The sequence below is a fragment of the Duganella sp. CT11-25 genome, assembly GCF_047302815.1.
Lineage (GTDB): Bacteria > Pseudomonadota > Gammaproteobacteria > Burkholderiales > Burkholderiaceae_D > Rugamonas.
In genome coordinates this window covers 4,408,714-4,429,956 of record NZ_JBKBFD010000001.1, presented here as the reverse complement: position 1 = coordinate 4,429,956, position 21,243 = coordinate 4,408,714, and the positions used below count along the sequence as shown (strand labels likewise).

The following is a 21,243-nucleotide window of genomic DNA, read 5'->3' as shown; positions in this document are numbered from 1 at the left end:
TTTTTAGGCTTCCAGCGTCATCAGGCTGGCGTTGCCGCCTGCCGCGGTCGTATTGACGCATAGAGCGCGCTCAGCGACCAAACGCCACAGGGGGATGGCTCCGTCCCCGCTGGTGTCGATCAGGCCTACCAGCGCCCCGCTACGGGCCGCCAGCGAGCTGTACAGGCCGGAGGCCAGCATCGATTCCACCAGGGCGATCTGGAAGTCGCCTTCGAAGCTTTCCAGGCTGCCGATGGTTTTGATGCGGTCCTTGACTGCTGTCGGCAGGTCGCCGGGCAGCAAGTTGGCCGATTCCGCGACGACCAGTGCGGTATTCCCGGTTGCGAGGCACGCCGCGATCTGGTTCAGCAGGCCGCCGACGGTGCCGGCTGCGCACACTACAGCGCCGCGCGGCACCAGGGCCAGCGTGTTGCGTTCGCCCGTCGGGCCCGGCAGGACGGTCAGGCTGCCCAACATGGTCGTGCGGCTGTATTGCTCCGCCAGGCTGGCGATGCGCTCGTGACCGTGCATTTTGGACCAGACCGCCAGAGCGTCGAGCGATGGCGTGGCCTGGCGCGTGTGTTCCGAGGTGGCGACCGCGCCGCGCTGCAGGCGTTTCAGGTACAGTGGACCGCCGGCTTTCGGGCCGGTGCCCGATTTGCCTTCGCCGCCAAACGGTTGTACGCCGACCACCGCGCCGACGATGTTGCGGTTGACGTAGATGTTGCCCACGTGCGCGCGGCTGGTGATGTAGTCGATGGTTTCATCGATGCGCGAGTGGATGCCCAACGTCAGGCCGAAGCCGCTGGCGTTGATCTGGTCGACCACTTTGGGCAGGTCGGCGCGCTTGTAGCGGATCACGTGCATGACCGGGCCGAACACTTCCTGCGTCAGTTCGTCCAGCGAGCGGATTTCCAGCACGGTCGGCGGTACGAAAGTGCCGGCCGCCGTCACGCTCGCAGGCAGATCCAGCGAGAAGTAGTTCACCGCCGTCGCTTTCAGCTTGTTGATGTGAGCCAGCAGGTTTTGCTGGGCTTCGGCGTCGATCACCGGGCCGATGTCGGTCACCAGGCGGTCAGGCGTGCCAACTTTCAGTTCCAGCATCGCACCCTTGAGCATTTTGATGGTCTTGTCGGCGATATCTTCCTGCAGGAACAGCACGCGCAGCGCCGAGCAGCGCTGGCCGGCGCTGTCGAAGGCCGACGAGATCGCATCCTGCACCACCTGCTCCGGCAGCGCCGACGAGTCGACGATCATCGCGTTCTGGCCGCCGGTTTCGGCGATCAGCGGGATGTCGGTGTTTTCCGCCACGGCGCGCTTGGCCAGGGTGCGGTTGATCAATTGCGCCACTTCGGTCGAGCCGGTGAAGATCACGCCTTTGACGCGGCTGTCGCCGGTCAGCGCGGCGCCGACCACTTCGCCGCGGCCAGGCAGGAATTGCAGCGCGGCGCGCGGAATGCCCGCTTCGTGCAGTAGCTCGACCGCGCGGTGCGCGATCAGCGGCGTTTGCTCGGCCGGCTTGGCCAGCACCACGTTGCCGGCGGCCAGCGAGGCCGCCACCTGGCCGGTAAAGATCGCCAGCGGGAAGTTCCACGGGCTGATGCAAGTGACCGGACCCAGCGCCAGCGTGTTGGCCGCGCCACCCACTTCGCCGGCGTAGTAGCGCAGGAAGTCGACCGCTTCGCGCAGCTCGGCGATGGCGTTCGGCAGCGATTTGCCGGCTTCGCGGATCGCCAGGGTCATCAGTTCCATGGCGTTGGACTCGAACAGGTCGGCGGCGCGGTTCAGTGCGGCGGCGCGCTGCGACGGTTCGGTGGTTTGCCAGTCCATGGAGAAATTGCTGGCGCTGGCCAGCGCGGTTTCCACATCGGCGGCGCTGGCTTCGACCAGTTGGCCGACGATATCGCCGCGCTGCGCCGGGTTGGTCACGTCCTGCACCGGCTGGCCGGCGCTGACGGCGCCCGCCAGCAACGGTGCGGCATGCCAGCTGCGCGGTTCGGCCAGGGCCGCCGAAATATCGCGCAGCACGTTTTCATTGGCCAGGTCGAAACCGGACGAGTTCTTGCGGTCGCCGAACATATCCAGCGGCAAGGCGATGCCGGCGTGCGGCTGGCCACCCTGCTCGCGCGCCTGCGCGACCGGATCCTTGATCAGCGAGTCGACCGGAATCGCTTCGTCGACGATCTGGTTGACGAACGACGAGTTGGCGCCGTTTTCCAACAGGCGGCGCACCAGGTAGGCCAGCAGCGTTTCATGGGTGCCGACCGGCGCGTAGATGCGGCACGGCTTGTCCAGGTTGTCCTTGCCGACCACCTGGTCGTACAGCGATTCGCCCATGCCGTGCAGGCACTGGAATTCGTAGTCGGTGACGCCGTCGCGCTTGGCCCAGGTGTAGATGGTCGACAGGGTTTGCGCGTTGTGCGTGGCAAATTGTGGATAAATCACCTCGGTCGCGCCGAGCAGCTTCTGCGCGCATACCAGGTAGGAGACGTCGGTGTAGACCTTGCGCGTGTAGACCGGGTAGCCGCTCATGCCGTCGACCTGGGCACGCTTGATTTCGGCATCCCAATATGCGCCCTTGACCAGGCGCACCATGAACTTGCGGCCGCTGCGTCTGGCCAGGTCGATCAGGAAGTCGATGACGAACGGGCAGCGCTTCTGGTACGCCTGCACCACGAAGCCGATGCCGTCGAAGCCGGCCAGTTCCGGGTCGTAGGCCATCGCTTCCATCAGGTCCAGCGACAGTTCCAGGCGGTCTGCCTCTTCCGCATCGATGTTCAGGCCGATGTTGTAGTGCTTGGCCAGCAGCACCAGCTGGCGCACGCGCGGCAGCAGTTCTTCCATCACGCGGGCGCGCTGGGCGCGGCTGTAGCGTGGATGCAGCGCCGACAGCTTGACCGAGATCCCCGGGCCATTCTTGATGCCGCGGCCGTTCGAAGCCTTGCCGATCGCGTGGATCGCGGTCTCGTAGGAGGCGTAGTAATTCTTGGCGTCGGCCTCGGTCAGCGCCGCTTCGCCCAGCATGTCGTAGGAGTAGCGATAGCCGCGCGCCTCGTTGCCCTGGCCGTTCTTGATCGCCTCATCGATGGTCTGGCCGGTGACGAACTGGTTGCCCAGCATGCGCATCGCCAGGTCCACGCCCTTGCGGATCAGCGGTTCGCCGCCCTTGGAAATGAGCTTGGTCAGCGCCGAGCCCAGGCCGTTTTCGCTGCTGGTGGATACCAGCTTGCCGGTGATCAGCAGGCCCCAGGTTGCCGCATTGACAAACAAGGACGGCGATTCGCCCAGGTGCTTGCGCCAGTCGCCTTTGCTGATTTTGTCGGCAATCAGGCGGTCGGCGGTGGCGTTGTCGGGAATACGCAACAGTGCCTCGGCCAGGCACATCAGTGCGACACCCTCTTCGGAAGACAGCGAAAACTCGTGCATCAGCGCGTCGACGCCGGAGGCGCGGGTGCGTTCCGCGCGCACCGAGCTGACCAGTTTATGGGCCAGTTGCTGGGCCTGCTGGAGGCTGGCGGCGTCGTTGTTTTTCAGCGCGCCGAGCAGCCACTGGACGGCGTTGACTTCATCGCGCCGATAGGCTGCTGTCACTGCTGCGCGCAGGGGAATCGGGTCGCGCAGGACTTCAGCCTGAAGCGCTGCAAATGGGGTAAAACCGGCGGAAACTGCTGCTTGCATGGAAGACTCTCAGAAGAAAAATTTGAAGCACGTCCACGTACAAAAACACGCTCGGCGAGCAAGGCTGGCGAGCGTGAAAAAGGGTGAACTGCTAATGATTCGATTGTAGTGGGATTTCTTCTGGATTAATTCTGGTAATGCAGGGGGCTAGCAATAGATTGTTTTTAGTGAGACAATTTAACCAAATAATATTTATTTGGGAGTTCCCGGAAATGTTAGACAAGATCAGCAAAAAAATCTTGATGGAATTGCAGAGCGATGGCCGCATCAGCAATGTGGAACTGGCGGCGCGGGTGAACCTGTCACCAGCCGCTTGCCTGGAGCGCGTGCGTAAGTTGCACGAGTCCGGCTACATCATGGGCTACACTGCGCAACTGAACCCGCAGTTGCTGGATGTATCCCTGCTCGTCTTCATCGAGGTGGTGCTCGATCGCACTACGCCCGAAGTCTTCGATGCTTTCAAACACAGCGTTCAGGTAATCCCTGAAGTGCTGGAGTGCCACATGGTTGCCGGCGGCTTCGACTACCTGGTCAAAGCCCGCGTCAAGGACATGGCGGCCTACCGCGAATTCCTCGGTAAAACCCTGCTCCAAAAGGGCGTACGGGAAACCCACACTTACGCCGTGATGGAAGAAGTGAAGAATACCACCAAGTTACCCATAAAATAGCATTACAGAAATAAATTAGTCGAGACGCTCGGCGCGCCGTCACAACGGGGGACAAATGAAGCATTTGCAGCACAAGCTGGTGCAACGTGGATTATGGTTTTTGGGCGCGACGGCCGGCGGCACATGCCTCGCTTATTTATTCAATATGATGGGCGCTTCGCCCGTGGTCTCGGCGATCCCGGCCGCGCTGACCGGCGCGCTGGTGGCGTGGTGGGCCGCCAGCCAGAACAGCGACGAAGGCGGCGTGCGCCGCTTTGCCCATACCGTGGGCGAGGAAATCGACGCCATCATGATCGGCGCGGCGGAAACCTCGTATTTCGTCGACTCGGTCAAGAAAAAGATTGAACTGGACGTGGGCATCGCCAGCAACATTGTCCACAGCTCGACCCAGAATGCGGACACTACCGAGCGCATCGCCGCCAATGCCGAGCGCGCAGCCAAGATCGCCGCCCAGGTGCGCGGCGAAACCGCGGCCGGCCGCGCCGAGGCCGATCACGGGCTGAAGCGCATCAGCACCGCGCGCCAGGATGCGCAGACCGCGGCGGCCGTCATGGCTGCGCTGCAAATCAATTCCCGCAAGATTTACGGCTTTACCGAGGCGATCAGCGAGATTTCCGCGCGCACCAATCTGCTGGCGTTGAATGCCGCCATCGAGGCGGCGCGCGCCGGCGAGCAGGGACGCGGTTTTGCCGTGGTCGCCAGCGAGGTACGCCAGCTGGCGCTGCGCACCAAGGAAGCCACCGACGAAATCAGCACCATGGTGCGCGAGATCAACCAGCAGGCGGAACAGGCCGCCACCGGCATGAGTTCGCTGGCGGTCAAGGTCAGCGAGGCGGCCGGCAACGTCGAGACCGTGCACGGGCTGCTAGGCAATATCGAGCGTTCGTCGGGCGTGTCGGAAGACGAGATCGGCCAGATCGCCCGGGCATCGCGCGAACACGTCGCCACCACCGAGGAAATCGCCGCCGCTATCCTGAGCATCCGCGACAGCCTGTTATCCACAGAGAAGGAATTGCCGCGTGCCGCCAGTTCGGCGATGGCGCTGGCCGAGCGGGCCGAGGTCATCACCGGCGCGCTGGGCGAGTCGTCGATCGAGACTTCCCATGACGCGATCCGCATGGCCGCGCAACGGGCGGCGGCGGAAGTGGGGCGCATCTTCGAGGCCGCTATCAATTCCGGCAAGATCACGCGCGAGGCGCTGTTCGACCGCAGCTACACGCCGATCCCGAATACCGATCCGCCCAAGCACAAGACGCGCTTTGACGATTTCACCGACCGCGCGCTGCCGTCGCTGCAGGAAGCGCTGCTAGTGGAGCTGCCGCAGCTGGCCTACGCCGGTGCTGTGGATAACAACGGCTATTTCCCCACCCATAACAAGAAGTTTTCCCAGCCGCTGACCGGGAACTATGACGTCGATATCGTCAACAACCGCACCAAGCGGATTTTCAGCGACCGCACCGGCAAGCGCTGCGGCTCGAATACCAAGCCGTTTCTGCTGCAGACCTATAAGCGCGATACCGGCGAAGTGATGCACGACCTGTCGGCGCCGATCTATGTGAACGGCAAGCACTGGGGTGGTTTCCGCATCGGCTACCGCTCCAGCCACAAGTAGGCGCGCGTCCTTCCCGCCTGAGCGGGAAGGACGCGGCTAGTAGGTGTCTTTCTTGGGCGCGCTGCCCGGCGCGGTACGCGAGGCGACCTGGTTCATGCCTTCCAGATGCATGCGCAGCCACTTGTGGGCCGGGCTGCGCGCATCGCGTTCGTGCCACAGCATGTCCAGGTGGACGGCCGGCAGCTGGAACGGCAATTCCTTCGAAATCAGCGCATCGGTCATGCCGGTGGAGGCGATCAGGTGGCGCGGCAGCACGGTGATCAGGTCCGAGTTGGCGACCACACGCCCTGCCGTGAAGAACTGGTTCACCGTCAGCAGAATGCGGCGCTCGCGCTGGATCTGCGCCAGCGCCTCGTCGACCAGGCCGTGCGCGCGGCCGGAGAAACTCACCAGCAGGTGGTTGGCCTTGCAATAGTTATCCAGGTTCAGCTCGATCTTGGCCAGCGGATGGTCGCGCCGCATCACGCACACGTAGTGGCCGGAATACAGGCGCTCGTGGCGGATCGGCGAGCCGGTCTCGTACGACAGCTGCGCCGCCACGCCAGGGAAGAAGCCCACCGCCAGGTCGATATCGCCGCGCAGCAGCATCGGCCGCGGTTCACGCGTGGTCAGCGGCACCATGCGCACGTTGACGCCCGGCGCTTCGCTTTCGATCGAGCGCATCAGCGATGGCAGCCAGAAGGCGGCGGTCGCGTCGGCCATCGCCATGCGGAAGGTGGCGTGGGCGGCGGAGACGTCGAAGGTTTCCGGCGCCACGGCCGCTTCCAGGCTGGCCAGGGCGCTGCGCACCGACGGCCACAGCGATTCGGCGCGCGGGGTCGGCTTGACGCCGTAGGCGGTGCGGATCAGCAGCTCGTCGCCCAGGCTCTCGCGCAACCGCTTGATGGCGTTGGACACGGCGGGCTGGGTCATGGCCAGGTGGCCTGCGGCGCGTGTCAGATTTTGTTCCGTCATCACGGCGTCGAAGACGCGTAACAAATTCAAGTCCAGCGTCAGAAAGCTCATAGTGGCTCAGGTGGTAGGTTGGGTTAAGTGCGGCGTCGAGAAATATGGAATTCTCGTCAACGATAACACATCCCATTCACCAAACGAATAATTGTTATCGTGAAAGGAAATTGGATACTTATGTTGCGCCGCACTATAGTTACGTTAGATTCTAATTGTACGACCACACCATGTCCACCATCATTTCCGCAGTACAAGATTTTTCATTCATCGCCGCGATGCAGCTGGCGCTGGTAGTCTCTTTGGCCGGCGGCGTGCTGGTGCTGTTCAAGCCGCTGCTGCGCGGTTGCGCAAGGGCCGCCATGCTTGTGGTTAAGCCAAAGTTGAGCAAAGAGGAACGCTTGCAGCGCCGCCAGATGCGCGACGCCATGATGTTGAAGCGGATGTTGAACCGCAGTGAATGCAATCCCAGCCACGCCGCCGAACTGCGCGCCATGGCTTCGCGTGCCTAAAATTTAAGCAATCGATACCGGCAATGGCCGATATCGCAGCGCAACATCCCCCGGTATTATTTCTCCCCCAGCAGGGCGGGCTTCAACGAGCTGTCGACCGGCTTATCACCCAGCCAGATGCGCAGCACGGCGTTGTAGAACGCCTGGTCCGGCATCAATTCCCCGAGTTTCTTACCATTCAGATAGCACTGCGTGCCCTCGCCCGGGGTCCAGTCCAGCAGCATCTGGTCGCCTTTTTTCAGCGTCTGGATCTGCGCGAACACTTCGCCGAACTTCATCGTCTGCGGCAGGATCTTGGTGCGTTCGGTTTTCTCGGTATTGGCGTTCAAGCCGTCCATGAAGGCTTTGCCGAAATCTTCGGAGCTGACTTCGCGCAGCATGGTGATGGAGACGCGGCGCGGGCCCGGCACGGCCAGCACGTCCGGCACGGTGTTTTTCTTCTCCGCCAGGTACAGGCCGGCGGCGTAGACCTTGAAGATGACCTTGGTGCGGATGCCGGCGCCGTTGAGCTTGAGCTCCTTGCCGGCAACGGTGAGGGTGTCGTCGAATTTCACGCCGGCCACTTCCGTGGCGGCAAATGCGGGCAGGCTGAAGCTGGTCGCCAGGAAGGCGGCCACGGCCAGGCTTTTCATAGTGGTTCTGCGGTTCATTTTTTTGTCTCCGAGGTAGGCCTGGCCCGAATATACCATCACGGAGACGACAAAAACGCGGCAAAACCGCGCTGCGGCGCAAATTGGCCGCACGGTCATGCTTTTAAGGCTCGTCAGGCCTTGGTGGCCTGCAGAAGATTGAACTTGGCGCGCAGCTGCTCTTCCGATTCGCGCCAGTCCGGATTGAAGGGGATGCAGCTGACCGGGCACACCTGCTGGCATTGCGGCTCATTGAAGTGGCCGACGCACTCGGTGCATTTGTCCGGATTGATTTCGTAAATTTCCGCGCCCATGTAGATCGCGTCGTTCGGGCACTCGGGCTCGCAAACGTCGCAATTGATACAGTCGTCGGTGATCATTAATGCCATGACAGGACTCGCTTAATCGGTTTTGGTGGCCGCGATTTTCTTTTGCAGCCAGCGGTCGACCGATGGGAAAACAAACTTGGAAACATCACCGCCCAGCACCGCGATTTCACGCACGATGGTGCCGGAGATGAACTGGTACTGGTCGGACGGCGTCAGGAACAGCGTTTCGACGTCCGGCAGCAGGTAGCGGTTCATGCCCGCCATCTGGAATTCGTATTCGAAGTCGGACACGGCGCGCAGGCCGCGCACGATGACGCGGGCGTCATGTTCGCGCACAAAATCCTTCAACAGGCCGGAAAAACTCTCGACCTTGACGTTCGGATAGTGGCCCAGGACTTCATTGGCAATAGCCAGGCGTTCTTCCAGCGAGAAGAAAGGTTTCTTGTTCTTGCTGTCGGCCACGCCGACGACGAGCGTGTCGAACAGACCCGATGCGCGACGCACCAGATCTTCGTGACCACGGGTCAACGGATCGAAAGTTCCTGGATAAACAGCTACTACCATTGCGGCTCCCTGCAGTGCACCAATATAGAACGCGCATTATGCCTGAAAAACGATGTTTGCCTTAATATAGGGCAGCTTATGCGGCTTTTAGCCGCAATAAATGGAAGAACACCATCCCGGCTTTGTCGGCCCGGATGACTTCCCACGGCGCCATCCACTCCGGCGCCTCGTCGTCGGCGAACTCCAGCGCCGCGCCGGATTCCGCGTAAATCAAACCGCCCTCTTTCATCAGCCGCGTGCACAGCGGCAGGCAGCGCTCCAGAAAGTTCTGCTGGTACGGCGGATCCAGGAAGATCAGGTCGTACTTCTGGCCGCGCGCGCCGGCCGATTGCGCCACCGCCAGCGCGTCGCCGCGCGTGATTTGCACGTTGTCGGCCTTCAGCTTGGTCTTGATCTCGTCCAGCTGGCGCACGACAGGCACGTTGGTGTCGATCATCGTCACCGATTGCGCGCCGCGGCTGGCGGCTTCGAAGCCCAGCGCGCCGCTGCCGGCGAACAGGTCCAGCACCTGGGCGTCGGTCCAATTGGCGTCGCGCTGGTGGTTGATCCAGTTAAACACCGTCTCGCGCACGCGGTCCGGGGTCGGCCGCAGGCCCAGCGCGCTCAGCACCGGCAGCGGCGTGCGCTTCCACGCGCCGCCGATGATGCGCACCTGGTTGCTGTGCTGGGGACCGTGGACCGGGACCTTGGCGGGTTTTGCGGGCTTGCTTGCTGGCTTCTTGGGCATGTGGCTGTGTTCTAAGTCATTGATTCAACAGGGGCCATCATACCATATGGGCTTGCGGCAGCTGGTCAGCGGACATCCGCCGCCAGGCTGGTGAAATCGTCGATCCAACCCTGCATGCGTTTATGCGCATGCGCTTTTTGCTCCGGCGTGGCCATCTTGATCACAGTCAGGATCAGCTGGATGGATGCCTGCTCGGACGCATCGAGGAAAGCCTTGTGTTCGGATTGCTGCTGGCGGTTGAAGTTTTCATCGATCACGTTCCTGATCAGCGGGATCGTCGCTTCCTTGCTCAGTTTTTCGCGCTGGACTTTCTGCACCAGTGCCAGGATGCTTTTCTGGCGGCGCATGCGCTCGTCGAGCCAGATCTGATTATCCAGCGGACGGGCGTCGGATGCTTTGCGGATGATCACTTCCTGCTCCGAACTGAAAGAGCCGAACCACAACTCAAACTGCTCCATCGATTTCTTGAAGCGGAATTTCTGCTGCGCCTCCCGGTCGCCCTTCATGTTCTTTTTGCGGAAATCGGCATTGTTCGCGGCGAATTGCTTCTCCAGCGTGCCGATCTGCTCCGGCTCCAGCGACAGCGCCAGGTCGGCCAGTTCCGGCAGGGCCTTGGTCAGCAGCAGCTGGGTGCGTTTTTTGATTTCGTCATAATCGGCGTTCAGGTCGGCGGCGGTCGGGTTGCCCGCCAGTTGCCGCTGGCCGTTCTTCAGGAGCTGCACGTAATCGAGCAGCTGGGTCTTGCGATGCCAGCGGAACAGGTCGCTGATATCTTCCTTGACCGAGATTTTTTGGTCCGAGTTGAGGTCGACGTATTTGTCTATCCACCAGTACAGCAGGGTGTCGCCGTGGTTGTAGGCCGTGCGCAGCGCGCCGCAGCCGGCCATGATGACCACAAGTGCGATCAGGAAAAGGCCTCTGAAGGAACGGCCGCCGATATGGGGCATGTTAGACTTTTGCATTTACTCACTCTCTCTCGATTAGCACCTATGAACGTAGTTATCCTCGCCGCTGGCATGGGCAAGCGTATGCAGTCCGCGCTGCCGAAAGTTTTGCATCCCCTGGCCGGCAAGCCGCTGCTGTCGCATGTGCTGGATACAGCGCGCAGTCTGTCTGCCAGCCAATTATGCGTGATTTACGGACATGGGGGCGCAGCCGTGCAGGAGCTGCTCGCCAAACAACCCGAGAAGGTCGCCACCGCGCTGCAGGAACCGCAGCTGGGCACCGGCCACGCCGTCATGCAGGCGCTGCCGGCACTGGACGACAGCGTCCCTACCCTGATCCTGTACGGCGACGTGCCGCTGACCACGGCCGCCTCGCTGCAGGCGCTGGTCGATGTGGCCGGCAGCGACAAGCTCGGCATCCTGACCGTGGTGCAGGACGATCCGTTCGGCTTGGGCCGCATCGTGCGCGAGAATGGCGAGATCAAGCGCATCGTCGAGCAGAAGGATGCGACCGAGGCGGAGCGCGCCATCAAGGAAATCAACAGCGGCATCATGGTGGTGCCGACCAAGCGCCTGAGACAGTGGCTGGGCGCGGTGAAGAACAACAATGCCCAGGGCGAGTATTACCTGACCGATATCGTCGCGCTGGCCGTGGCGGACGGCGTGCCGGTGGTATCGGCCCAGCCGTCGGCGCAGTGGGAGGTCGCCGGCGTCAACAGCAAAGTGCAGCTGGCCGAGCTGGAACGCATCCACCAGCGCAACATCGCGCTGAAACTGCTGGAACAAGGCGTGACGCTGATGGACCCGGCGCGCATCGATGTGCGCGGCGAACTGATCTGCGGCCGCGATGTCACCATCGACGTCGGCTGCGTGTTTGAAGGCAAGGTCGAGCTTGGCGACGGCGTGCGCGTCGGCGCCCACAACGTCATCGTCAACGCCCGCATCCTGGCCGGCGCACAGATCAAGCCGTTCTGCCATATCGAGGAAGCGGTGGTCGGCGAAGTCTCTATCATCGGCCCGTATGCCCGCCTGCGCCCCGGCACCGTGCTGGCTGAAGACGTCCATGTGGGTAACTTCGTCGAGATCAAGAACGGCCAGGTCGCCGCGCACAGCAAGGCCAACCACCTGGCCTACATCGGCGACGCCACCATCGGTTCGCGTGTCAACATCGGCGCCGGCACCATCACTTGCAACTACGACGGCGTGAACAAATCGCGCACCGTGATCGAGGACGACGCCTTCATCGGCAGCGACAGCCAGCTGATCGCCCCGGTCACCGTCGGCAAGGGCGCGACCCTGGGCGCTGGCACCACGCTGACCAAGGATGCGCCGGCCGGCAAGCTGACGGTGTCGCGTGCGCGGCAGGTGACCATCGAAAACTGGAGCCGTCCGGTCAAAAAGCCAAAATAATGCGTTGTGGATAAACGTGTGGGCAAGCAGATGAACAAGCCGGGATAACTATCCCGGCTTTTTTATTTGTGGATAAAGATGTGGAGAAGCCTGCTAATAAGCCTTGAAAAAGCGGGGTATAAGCAGGGGAAAAGGCTGGGATAACTTCGCTTGCATGAGCGATAGCCACACGCATCGCCGCCGTGGGCCATGCTTTGAGTCATGTTGTGGATAAGCTTGTGGGAAATTCTGTGAGTAACGCAGGATAACTTTTTATTGTGGATAAGCTTGGGTATAAGCCGGTGGAAAGCCGTTGCACAAGCGTTGGAAAAGCCGGGAAAAGTTTTCCCGGTACTGGCATCTTGTGGATAAAGCTGTGTAAAAGCGGCTGGATAAAGGTGGGATAACTGGATCAAACCGCGATGCGCGTCTCGAATTTGCTGCGGAAAGTGGAGAAATAGGCTTTGACGTTGCGAACATTGGCCTGCGTAGCGAACAAACGGTGCGCCAGCGCGTGGTAGGCCGGCATGTCCGCCACCTGTACGATCAGCACAAAGTCCGGCCCCGGCGCCACGCGGTAGCACTGCAACACAGCATCCTCGCTCGCCACATGGGCCTCGAACTCGGCCATGCGCTCGGCGGCCTGGACATCCAGCGAGATTTCCACAATCGCCGTCAGGCTGGGGCCAACCTTTTCCGGCGCCACGATGGCCACCTGGCGCTGGATCACGCCGGTCTCGGTCAGATGCTTGACCCGACGCAAACAAGTCGGCGGAGAAACATGCACGGCCGCCGCCAGCTCGCTATTTGTTTGCGAGGAGTCAACTTGTAGCGCATTCAGAATGCGACGATCTATTTCGTCCATAAAAATAATCCACTTAAATGAAATAATATTTCACGATACACGTGTCGTGAAATATTATTCCAAAGTTTGATGGATTTAGAAAGCTTATTTCATCAAGGCTGCTCTACGATGGCCGCCTAACTTAATTCGCGAGGTTTTTATGTGCGGCATCGTCGGCGCGGTAGCGCAACGCAACATCACCCCCATCCTGATCGAAGGCCTCAAGCGCCTGGAATACCGCGGATATGATTCCTGCGGCGTCGCCCTGCACGTGGATGGCCAGTTGCAGCGCTCGCGCAGCACTTCGCGTGTGGCCGACCTGGAAAAACAGATCGCCGACGTCGGCATGCAAGGCTTCACCGGCATCGCCCATACCCGCTGGGCCACGCACGGCGCGCCGGCCTCGCACAATGCCCACCCGCACTTCTCGCCATCGACGGAACAGGCGCGCATCGCGCTGGTCCACAACGGCATCATTGAAAACCACGACGAACTGCGCGCCGAACTGACCGCGCTCGGCTACGTCTTCCAGAGCCAGACCGACACCGAAGTCATCGCCCACCTGGTCGACCATATGTACAACGGCGACCTGTTCGACACCGTCCAGCACGCCGTCAAACGCCTGCACGGCGCCTACGCGATCGCCGTGTTCAGTCGCGAAGAACCGCACCGCGTGGTCGCCGCGCGCCAGGGCTCGCCGCTGATCGTCGGCATCGGCCAGGGCGAAAACTTCGTCGCCTCGGACGCGATGGCGCTGGCCGGCACCACCGACCAGATCATCTACCTGGAAGAAGGCGACGTGGTCGACCTGCAACTGGGCCGCACCTGGATCGTCGACGTCAACGGCAAGCCGGTCACGCGCGAAGTTAAAACCGTGCAGGCGCACACCGGCGCGGCCGAGCTGGGCCCGTACCGCCACTACATGCAGAAGGAAATCTTCGAGCAGCCGCGCGTCATCGGCGACACGCTCGAAGGCGTCACCGGCATCATGCCGGAACTGTTCGGCGACGGCGCCTACAACGTCTTCAAGCAGATCGACCGCGTGCTGATCCTAGCCTGCGGCACCAGCTACTACTCCGGCCTGACCGCCAAGTACTGGATCGAATCGGTGGCCAAGATCCCGGTCAACGTCGAAATCGCCAGCGAATACCGCTACCGCGACAGCGTGCCGCACCCGAACACGCTGGTCGTGACGATCTCGCAAAGCGGCGAAACGGCCGACACGCTGGCCGCCTTGAAACACGCGCGCAGCCTCGGCATGGAGCACACGCTGACCATCTGCAACGTCGCCACCAGCGCCATGGTGCGTGAATGCAAACTGGCGTACATCACCCGCGCCGGCGTCGAAGTCGGCGTGGCGTCGACCAAGGCCTTCACCACGCAGCTGGCGGCCTTGTTCCTGCTGACCCTGTCGCTGGCGCAAGTCAACGGCCGCCTGACGGACGCCGAAGAAGCCCAGCACCTGAAGGCGATGCGCCACCTGCCGGTCGCGATCTCCTCGGTGCTGGCGCTGGAGCCGCTGATCATCGCCTGGGCCGACGATTTCGCCCGCAAGGAAAACGCGCTGTTCCTCGGCCGCGGCATGCACTACCCGATCGCGCTCGAAGGCGCGCTGAAGCTGAAAGAGATTTCGTACATCCACGCCGAGGCATATCCGGCGGGCGAGCTGAAGCACGGCCCGCTGGCGTTGGTCACCGAGGAAATGCCGGTAGTCACCATCGCGCCAAACGATGCGCTGATCGAGAAGCTGAAATCGAATATGCAGGAAGTGCGCGCACGCGGCGGCCAGCTGTACGTCTTCGCCGACGTCGACTCGCGCATCACCTCGGGTGAAGGCATCCACGTGATCCGCCTGCCGGAACACTACGGCCTGCTGTCGCCGATCCTGCACGTCGTCTCGCTGCAGTTGCTGGCCTACCACTCCGCGCTGGCGCGCGGTACCGACGTCGACAAGCCGCGCAACCTGGCCAAGTCGGTGACGGTGGAGTAGTCCACCACCTTTTAGCTGACTGAAAGGAGCGATGCTATAGTGGCAAGCATCGCTCACTTTGAATACCTTTGACGCATCATGATAGCAACGGTCAGCATCCTCACGATTGGCTTTTCCGTTCTGAGCGCGGCGATACTGCTGACTGCTTATGTTTTCTTTCTCAAGAACGTCAGCAGGAAGTGGTATGCATTGGGTTCCTGTGCCGGACTCCTGATCAGCCTGAGCGCCTTGCAGCTCTGGCAGCTGGAATACTTTCTCCGGGGCGTAGATGTGCTGGCGTTGGCGGAATATCGCTTCTGGCTGTTCCTGGCGCCACCTATGTTCTTCTTTTTCAGCAAGGCCACCTTGCTTCCAGATGCGTCAACGCGGCCAATCCACCTGCTCCAGCTATTACCCTTATTACTGAATTTTCTGCCGCGTTATGAAACAGCCATCCCGCTGATTTTCATGATTGGCATGGGCTATTGCTTTTGGTTGTCCAACTTGATTTTCGGACTGCGCGAGCAACGTAAGCGTTTTAATATCGAGATATTCTTTTTCACGCTGTTTTCAATTGTTGCGCTGTGCGTGCTGGTGCTGGGATTGTCGGTTCCCTATATCGACCATGTTTATTTCTATGTGTTCTATACCAACAGCATCGGTATTTCATTCGTGCTGGTTGTCGCCGCATTGATCGTGTTCCCCGATCTGCTGATGGATCTGGCGGAGGCGGCAAAACTCAGTTATTCGGCATCGACACTCAACGAGGTCGATATCCAGGCCAGCGTGGATAAACTCGACGAGCTGATGAAGGTGTCCAGGCTGTACCAGAACGAAAGTCTGAACCTGGCCATGGTGGCGGAAGCCATGGAGCTGACGCCCCATCAATTGTCCGAGCTGGTGAACCGGCAGTTTGGCATGAATTTCTCGCGTTTCATTCGCGAGCAGCGGGTCAATGCGGTCAAGGCCAACTTGCTCAAGGAACCGAAAGCCTCGGTCCTGTCGATTGGGCTGGAAGCCGGCTTCGGCACCCAATCGAGTTTTTATGCCGCATTCAACGAAATTACCGGGATGTCCCCCGGCGCCTACAGAAAATCCATGACCCGATAGGCGTTTTCTCTTCCTCCCGCACTTCCAATACTCCAGAATGATCAATCTGGAAGTTTCCAAGTCCTTGTTTTTGAACGGCTATTCAGCTATTTGTTCAAAGCTTATCAATCCGGAAGTTCAAATACATCAGCTGCCTTAGTCTGGCCACTGTTTTCAGGCATTCGGGGATTTTCCACCGGCCGCCTTCGAAAACATACGACCAACATCACCGAGGCTGCGTATGCACACCACCAGAACCACTCAAGACGGGGTAAGGATTTACGGCGCCCTTTTGCTGCCGTTCTATGACTTCTTGATCATGAAGATGCTTTCCCCGTTTGTCTGGAGATGCCCCGCCCACCATTACACCGATCTGTACCGCAATCTGATGTCGCGCAATCACGCCGATATCGGCGTCGGTACCGGCTATGTGCTCGACCGGTGCGCATTCAAGCCAGGCGAGGCCCGGATCGCTTTGTTCGACCTGCAGCAGAACTGTCTCGATTACACCGCCAAGCGCCTGGCCCGGTTTGATCCGGAAGTCTATCAATGCGATGCGATGGAACCGATTCGGATCGATGCCGATCGGTTTGACTCCATCGCCCTCGGCGGGATCTTGCATTGCATCCCGGGGAATATGGCAAAAAAGGGCGTGGTCTTCGATGCAATCGCACCCCTCATGCGTTCCGGTGCAAACGTGTTCGGCTACACGATTCTGAATCGCGGCGTCAAAAAAACCATGGCAAGCAGAATTACCTATTTCATTTTGCAGAAACTCAGGGTGATTAACGGCCTTGACGATTCCGCAAACCAGCTGGCCCTGGAATTGAAAAAGCGTTTCACTTCCACTGACATAAAGGTGGTCGGATGCGTGGCTATATTCAGCGCCCATTCGCCGATCCAGGCAATTTAGTTTTTTAAACCTAATAAAACCCAGTCACCCGATAGGAGCAATCATGAACCAACAAGCCATCAGCAGCGCAACCACCAGCATGAAGATTCAAGCGAACAAGGTCGATATCTGGAAAAAAGTGGGGTTTTACGAGCACGTACAGAAGGCGCCAAACTGGCTCTTAAAATTGAGCCTGCCAGTGCCGCAGGAAGTGGACGGCCAGCACGGCAAGGTCGGCGATACCTGCCGTTGCAAATACAGTGATGGCGGCTTCCTGACCAAGCGTATGACCCGCATCGTTGGCGAGAGCCGTATCGAATTCGAGATCATCGAGCAAAGCATCCGCTATAGCAATACCGTCAAATTACTTGGCGGCTCGATTGAAGTCGAAGATGTCGGCGAGGGCCAGTGCATGGTTCACATGGTCACGTACTACGAAAACCTCTCCAGCCTGAAGACCATCGCCGCCGTGTTCATCAACAAGGTCATCAAGACCATGCATCAATTCGTCATGGACGATATGCGCCAACAGCTCGAAGGCGGCTTGCTCAGCTCAACGACATTTCCTCGGGGCGCAGCGTCAACACCCGAACGCCGTTGCGCGTGACCGCCACCGTATGCTCGAACTGAGCGGACAGTTGCCCGTCTATCGTCACCACCGACCAGCCATCGTCTTCGGTCCGAACGTCATGACGACCTTGGTTGATCATCGGTTCGATGGTGAACACCATGCCTTCGCGTAAGATCAGCCCGGTTTTTGGCCGTCCCCAATGCAGCACTTGGGGCGGCTCGTGCATCTCACGGCCAATACCATGACCGCAATACTCTTTGACGACGGAGTAACCGCTGAGCCGGGCGTGACGCTGGATGGCATAGCCGATATCGCCAAGCTGGGCGCCAGGTCGGACGGCTTTGATTCCCTTCCACATGGCTTCATAGGTCACTTGCACCAGCCGCTTGGCCGCTGGCGACACTTCGCCGACGAGGTAGGTTTTGCTGGAGTCGGCGATAAATCCGTTTTTTTCCAGCGTGATATCGAAATTCACGATATCCCCATCCTGCAAGATATCGGTCGGCGACGGAACGCCGTGGCACACAACGCTGTTGCGAGAGGAGTTCAGCGCATAGGCATATCCGTACTGCCCCTTGCTGGCCGGACGCGCATTGAGTTCGTTCACGATGAAGCTGTCGACCATGTCATTCACCTGCATGGTCGACATGCCGATCAAGCTCAGTTGGTCCAGGTAGCCGAAGACACTTGCCAGCAGCTTGCCCGATTCCGCCATCAACGCGATTTCCTCCGGCCGCTTGGTCATATTGAAGCCCCCCTGAAAGCCTGGGCCTCGACGCCGGCCGCCCGCAGTTCCCGGGCGACGATCTCGTTGAACGTCAGCGTCGGATTTACTTCGCACAACATGCCGATCTTGATCCAGAAGGTCGCCTGCGCATTGATTGACCGGCACGCCACCGCACTCGCCTTGCGCAGTTGGTCGTGCAGATCCTCGTCGATGTTCACAATGCCCATATGCTATCCTCTATATACGAAACGTATATGAATTGTATATTCATCCGATATGATCGTGCAAGAGGCTTCTAACGGCGGTGTTTGTCGAAGAATTGCCAGATGACTTCGTTGGCATCGATATCGCGGGTGGTTTTCCCTATCGGCAGGCCTACGTTGAACGGGTCGGCGCCGGGCCAGGTATGGCCGCCATCCCTGATCGTCGCCAGTGCCACGCTCTGCCGGCCATTCCCCTGCTCGACCCAGGTGACGTCGGTGCCGTCGCCGGCGTCGCTGTCGATGACGCGGCGGCTTGCCCGGCCCGGCCCGATGCCGTTCTGCTTCAACCAGTAGCTGTAGCTGTCTTCGGCGGACAAATAACCGGTTGGCTTGCCGTCATATGCCACCACCTGGTCCGCCGTGCCGTGTAGCAGGAGTACGCCGACCTTGCCTGGCTTCGAATGGTGCTGGACAACGGGTTCCGGCATCGGTCCGCCCACTGAGGCCACTGCCGCGAACAGGTGGGGCAGCTCGGCCGCGATGCGCAGCGTGAAGAAACCGCCACGCGATAGCCCGGTCGCATACACGCGCTGGCTGTCGACACGGTAGTCCTGCTTGAGTTTGGCGAGCAGCGCTTCGGTGAAACCGATATCGTCTGTACCTTCAAGGTAGGACATGCCGAAACCGACGTTCCAGTCCTGCTTGATCCCCAAGGGGTAGACGACAATGAACTGGTGGCGGTCCGCGGCGCGGTTCATTTGCGTGTAGAGCATTTGTTCGGCCATGGTCATGCCGCTGCCGTGGAAGTTGAAGACGACCGGAAAGGCCTTCTGCGGCTGGCCGGCGTACGACGTCGGGGTGTAGACGAGGTAGCGGCGCTTTTCTTCTTTGTACTGATGTGATTTCACCTGCGCGAACGCCGGAAGAGATGCACATGCGAGGAGGATGAGGCTGATCAGGATTTTCATGCTGTGTGCTCGGGGAAAGTTAGCGAGTACACAGCATAAAAAATCGGTGGTGAAACCTGGGTGAAATCCGCCCGGTTTCAGCGTGCGCGAAGCGGCGTGATCTTGACGCGGTACGCGTCTGCGCCGGCATGGAAGCCGATTTCCCAGCGCATGGCCTTGGCGATGCGACTAAGCAGATTCTGGCCGTGCAGGAATCCCTGCATCGAACCGGCCCGGACAGGATCGACCGTGTTGGTGACGCTGAGCACGCCATCCGCGAACGATAGCTGCAGCTGTGAATCGGGCCCGCCATGGAACAGGGCATTGCCCAGGCAGTTATTGATGAGCAGCATGGCCAAATGGCGGTTGCCCATTACCTCCAGCCGATCGGGCAAGTGGAGCTCCAGCCGTTCGTCGTCCCAGGCGCCATCGTCCAGCAGGCGCAGCAGGCTTTCCTCGATGCAGCCGCGCAGGTCGAGCGCCTCGTGCGCGATGTGCTCCGCGCGCGCCAGTGCGAACAGCACGTCGATGGTATTGCCGATCTCGTCGATGCCAGCCCGCAGCTGCGCCACGTCGTCCGCATCCAGCGGACCGGATGCCGCCTTGCCGAGGGTATTGTTCATGACCGTCAGCGGCGTTCGCAACTCATGGCTGACGTCGCGCGTGAAGGCATGCTCCCGGTTCAGCGACGAATGCAGCTCGGCGATCGTGGTACCGAGCTTTTGCGCCAGGTAGCCGATTTCATCCGGGCGATGGCGGGCGCTGAATTCGACCGGACTGTGCGGCGTTACGCCCCGCACTTCGTCCGCCAGCACCTGGAGCGGCGAGACCAGCCGCCTGGACAGCAGGTAGGCCAGTAGCAGCGCCAGAGCGATCAAGCCGAGCGCGACAAAGATCAGCACACCACCGACATCCTGGATAAGTTTCGACACCACCAGCAGCGGGCGGACATCAGCCAGCAGGTAGACACGTTGCAGACCGGACGCTGCGGGGAGATCAAGCGCGCGCAGATGATAGTGCTGGCCGGTGTCCGTGGAGATCTCGGCCCGTTCGCTGCCTGCCGCAACCCGTTCGCGCACGATGGTTGGGAGCGCCTCGACGCTGCGGTAGACGCGGATCAGTTCATCGCTGGGCAGCTTGACTTCGCCGTTCAGGCGGAAATGTGCTGTCATGGCGGTCGCTTCCCGTTCCAGCAATCGATCGATCAGCATGTCTTCGGTGACGTAGGAAATGACCAACGCGAGCCCGGTATAGCAAACGCAAAGCAGCACGGTGAAGCCGGCCAGTGCGGCAAACAGGCTATGCCGGATCGACCTAAACATGGTCCGCCGCATCCAGTTCCAGCCGATAGCCGAGCTGGGGAATGGTCAGGATCATGTTCAGCGCACCAGCCAGTTCCAGCTGCTTGCGCAGCGCATAGATGTGCGATTTGAGGGCGTCGCTGTCCGGCGGATTGGCGCCCCACAATTCGTGCATCAGCGCGGAGCGGGATATGGCATGCGGATGCGCGCTGCACATCGCAAACAGGATCTTGAAACCGGCCTGCGTCAGCGGGACGGGCGCGTTGTTGTAGCGGGTGCGTTTTTCCCGCAGCAGAAGCGTCAAAGGGCCGACGCGCATTTCCTGGTTGAGGTGCAGCTGTCCGCGTCGCGCCAGCGCTTCGCAACGCAGGGCAAGCTCGCGCAGGTCGAACGGCTTGGTCAGGTAATCGTCCGCGCCTTCCTTGAAGCCGCGCGCCTTGTCTTCGAACGCGTCGCGGGCGGTGAGCATCAATACCGGCACATTGCGCGGCGCCCGCGCCTTGATCGTACGGCAGACTTGCAGTCCGTCCAGGTCGGGAAGATTCAGATCGAGCAGCACGACGTCATACGCCTCGCGCGTTGCGAGCTCGATGGCGAGCGCGCCGGTCGCCGCATGGTCGGTCTGCCACTTGAGCCCTTCCAGGAACTGCACGATCTGGCGTGCAATCGTCGGGTGGTCTTCCACTACCAGTATGCTCAAGGAGTTGCGGGAGAGTGTCGTCAC

Annotated in this window: 21 protein-coding genes; 8 read left to right on the top strand and 13 right to left on the bottom strand. The window is 60.6% G+C overall.

Annotated features, from left to right (window positions below; translation table 11 throughout):
- Nucleotides 1-3: 3 nt before the first annotated feature.
- Entirely contained in the window at nt 4-3,657 is a 3,654-nt protein-coding gene (gene putA / locus ACEN9F_RS18910; RefSeq protein ID WP_413422219.1) for a trifunctional transcriptional regulator/proline dehydrogenase/L-glutamate gamma-semialdehyde dehydrogenase, read from the bottom strand.
- Between the two features lie 212 nt (nt 3,658-3,869).
- Between putA and ACEN9F_RS18905 the strand changes: the two genes are divergently transcribed.
- Nucleotides 3,870-4,325, top strand: coding sequence for an Lrp/AsnC ligand binding domain-containing protein (locus ACEN9F_RS18905; protein ID WP_008443393.1), 456 nt, complete (start codon nt 3,870-3,872; stop codon nt 4,323-4,325).
- Nucleotides 4,326-4,380: 55 nt separating this feature from the next.
- A complete protein-coding gene (locus tag ACEN9F_RS18900) occupies nt 4,381-5,937 on the top strand; it encodes a methyl-accepting chemotaxis protein (RefSeq protein ID WP_413422216.1) in 1,557 nt (518 codons plus the stop codon).
- A gap of 36 nt (nt 5,938-5,973) precedes the next feature.
- Here the strand turns inward: ACEN9F_RS18900 and ACEN9F_RS18895 are convergent, their stop codons facing one another.
- Nucleotides 5,974-6,942 carry a LysR family transcriptional regulator gene (locus ACEN9F_RS18895; RefSeq protein WP_413422214.1) on the bottom strand — a complete coding sequence of 323 codons (969 nt, stop codon included), beginning with the start codon at nt 6,940-6,942 and terminating at the stop codon, nt 5,974-5,976.
- A gap of 170 nt (nt 6,943-7,112) precedes the next feature.
- On the opposite strand from ACEN9F_RS18895, the gene ACEN9F_RS18890 reads away from it, so the two are divergent.
- Nucleotides 7,113-7,394, top strand: coding sequence for a hypothetical protein (locus tag ACEN9F_RS18890; protein ID WP_413422212.1), 282 nt, complete (start codon nt 7,113-7,115; stop codon nt 7,392-7,394).
- A gap of 56 nt (nt 7,395-7,450) precedes the next feature.
- Here the strand turns inward: ACEN9F_RS18890 and ACEN9F_RS18885 are convergent, their stop codons facing one another.
- The 5 genes from ACEN9F_RS18885 to ACEN9F_RS18865 all read right to left on the bottom strand — a co-directional run bounded on the left by ACEN9F_RS18885 (nt 7,451) and on the right by ACEN9F_RS18865 (nt 10,605).
- The gene (locus ACEN9F_RS18885) at nt 7,451-8,026 is read right to left on the bottom strand and encodes a chalcone isomerase family protein (RefSeq protein WP_413422211.1); all 576 of its coding nucleotides are present in this window, start codon (nt 8,024-8,026) and stop codon (nt 7,451-7,453) included.
- A gap of 131 nt (nt 8,027-8,157) precedes the next feature.
- Nucleotides 8,158-8,412, bottom strand: a complete 255-nt coding sequence (locus ACEN9F_RS18880) for a YfhL family 4Fe-4S dicluster ferredoxin (protein ID WP_413422209.1) — start codon at nt 8,410-8,412, stop codon at nt 8,158-8,160.
- A 12-nt stretch (nt 8,413-8,424) separates the two neighbouring features.
- Entirely contained in the window at nt 8,425-8,916 is a 492-nt protein-coding gene (gene coaD, locus ACEN9F_RS18875) for a pantetheine-phosphate adenylyltransferase (RefSeq protein ID WP_413422207.1), read from the bottom strand.
- Nucleotides 8,917-8,992: 76 nt separating this feature from the next.
- Entirely contained in the window at nt 8,993-9,643 is a 651-nt protein-coding gene (rsmD, locus tag ACEN9F_RS18870; RefSeq protein WP_413422205.1) for a 16S rRNA (guanine(966)-N(2))-methyltransferase RsmD, read from the bottom strand.
- Between the two features lie 65 nt (nt 9,644-9,708).
- Entirely contained in the window at nt 9,709-10,605 is an 897-nt protein-coding gene (locus ACEN9F_RS18865) for a DUF6279 family lipoprotein (RefSeq protein ID WP_413422203.1), read from the bottom strand.
- Between the two features lie 27 nt (nt 10,606-10,632).
- On the opposite strand from ACEN9F_RS18865, the gene glmU reads away from it, so the two are divergent.
- Entirely contained in the window at nt 10,633-11,997 is a 1,365-nt protein-coding gene (glmU, locus tag ACEN9F_RS18860; RefSeq protein ID WP_413422201.1) for a bifunctional UDP-N-acetylglucosamine diphosphorylase/glucosamine-1-phosphate N-acetyltransferase GlmU, read from the top strand.
- A gap of 391 nt (nt 11,998-12,388) precedes the next feature.
- On the opposite strand, the gene ACEN9F_RS18855 is transcribed toward glmU, so the two are convergent.
- Nucleotides 12,389-12,841, bottom strand: coding sequence for an Lrp/AsnC family transcriptional regulator (locus ACEN9F_RS18855; protein WP_413422199.1), 453 nt, complete (start codon nt 12,839-12,841; stop codon nt 12,389-12,391).
- Between the two features lie 139 nt (nt 12,842-12,980).
- Between ACEN9F_RS18855 and glmS the strand changes: the two genes are divergently transcribed.
- The 4 genes from glmS to ACEN9F_RS18835 all read left to right on the top strand — a co-directional run bounded on the left by glmS (nt 12,981) and on the right by ACEN9F_RS18835 (nt 17,377).
- Entirely contained in the window at nt 12,981-14,810 is a 1,830-nt protein-coding gene (gene glmS, locus ACEN9F_RS18850; protein ID WP_413422197.1) for a glutamine--fructose-6-phosphate transaminase (isomerizing), read from the top strand.
- 78 nt (nt 14,811-14,888) lie between these two features.
- Entirely contained in the window at nt 14,889-15,899 is a 1,011-nt protein-coding gene (locus ACEN9F_RS18845) for a helix-turn-helix domain-containing protein (RefSeq protein ID WP_413422195.1), read from the top strand.
- A gap of 220 nt (nt 15,900-16,119) precedes the next feature.
- Nucleotides 16,120-16,791, top strand: a complete 672-nt coding sequence (locus ACEN9F_RS18840; RefSeq protein WP_413422193.1) for a class I SAM-dependent methyltransferase — start codon at nt 16,120-16,122, stop codon at nt 16,789-16,791.
- A gap of 43 nt (nt 16,792-16,834) precedes the next feature.
- Nucleotides 16,835-17,377 carry a hypothetical protein gene (locus ACEN9F_RS18835; protein WP_413422191.1) on the top strand — a complete coding sequence of 181 codons (543 nt, stop codon included), beginning with the start codon at nt 16,835-16,837 and terminating at the stop codon, nt 17,375-17,377.
- Here ACEN9F_RS18835 and map read toward each other — a convergent pair.
- From map to ACEN9F_RS18810, 5 genes are all read right to left on the bottom strand, one after another.
- Entirely contained in the window at nt 17,319-18,086 is a 768-nt protein-coding gene (gene map, locus ACEN9F_RS18830) for a type I methionyl aminopeptidase (protein WP_413422188.1), read from the bottom strand. The two genes, ACEN9F_RS18835 and map, sit on opposite strands and share 59 nt — an antisense overlap.
- The gene (locus tag ACEN9F_RS18825) at nt 18,083-18,295 is read right to left on the bottom strand and encodes a ParD-like family protein (RefSeq protein WP_413422186.1); all 213 of its coding nucleotides are present in this window, start codon (nt 18,293-18,295) and stop codon (nt 18,083-18,085) included. The genes map and ACEN9F_RS18825 overlap by 4 nt, the downstream gene beginning before the upstream one ends.
- A gap of 68 nt (nt 18,296-18,363) precedes the next feature.
- Nucleotides 18,364-19,239, bottom strand: coding sequence for an alpha/beta hydrolase family esterase (locus ACEN9F_RS18820; RefSeq protein WP_413422184.1), 876 nt, complete (start codon nt 19,237-19,239; stop codon nt 18,364-18,366).
- A gap of 77 nt (nt 19,240-19,316) precedes the next feature.
- A complete protein-coding gene (locus ACEN9F_RS18815; RefSeq protein ID WP_413422182.1) occupies nt 19,317-20,540 on the bottom strand; it encodes a sensor histidine kinase in 1,224 nt (407 codons plus the stop codon).
- Entirely contained in the window at nt 20,533-21,243 is a 711-nt protein-coding gene (locus ACEN9F_RS18810) for a response regulator transcription factor (RefSeq protein WP_413422180.1), read from the bottom strand. Before ACEN9F_RS18810 ends, ACEN9F_RS18815 begins: the two co-directional genes overlap by 8 nt.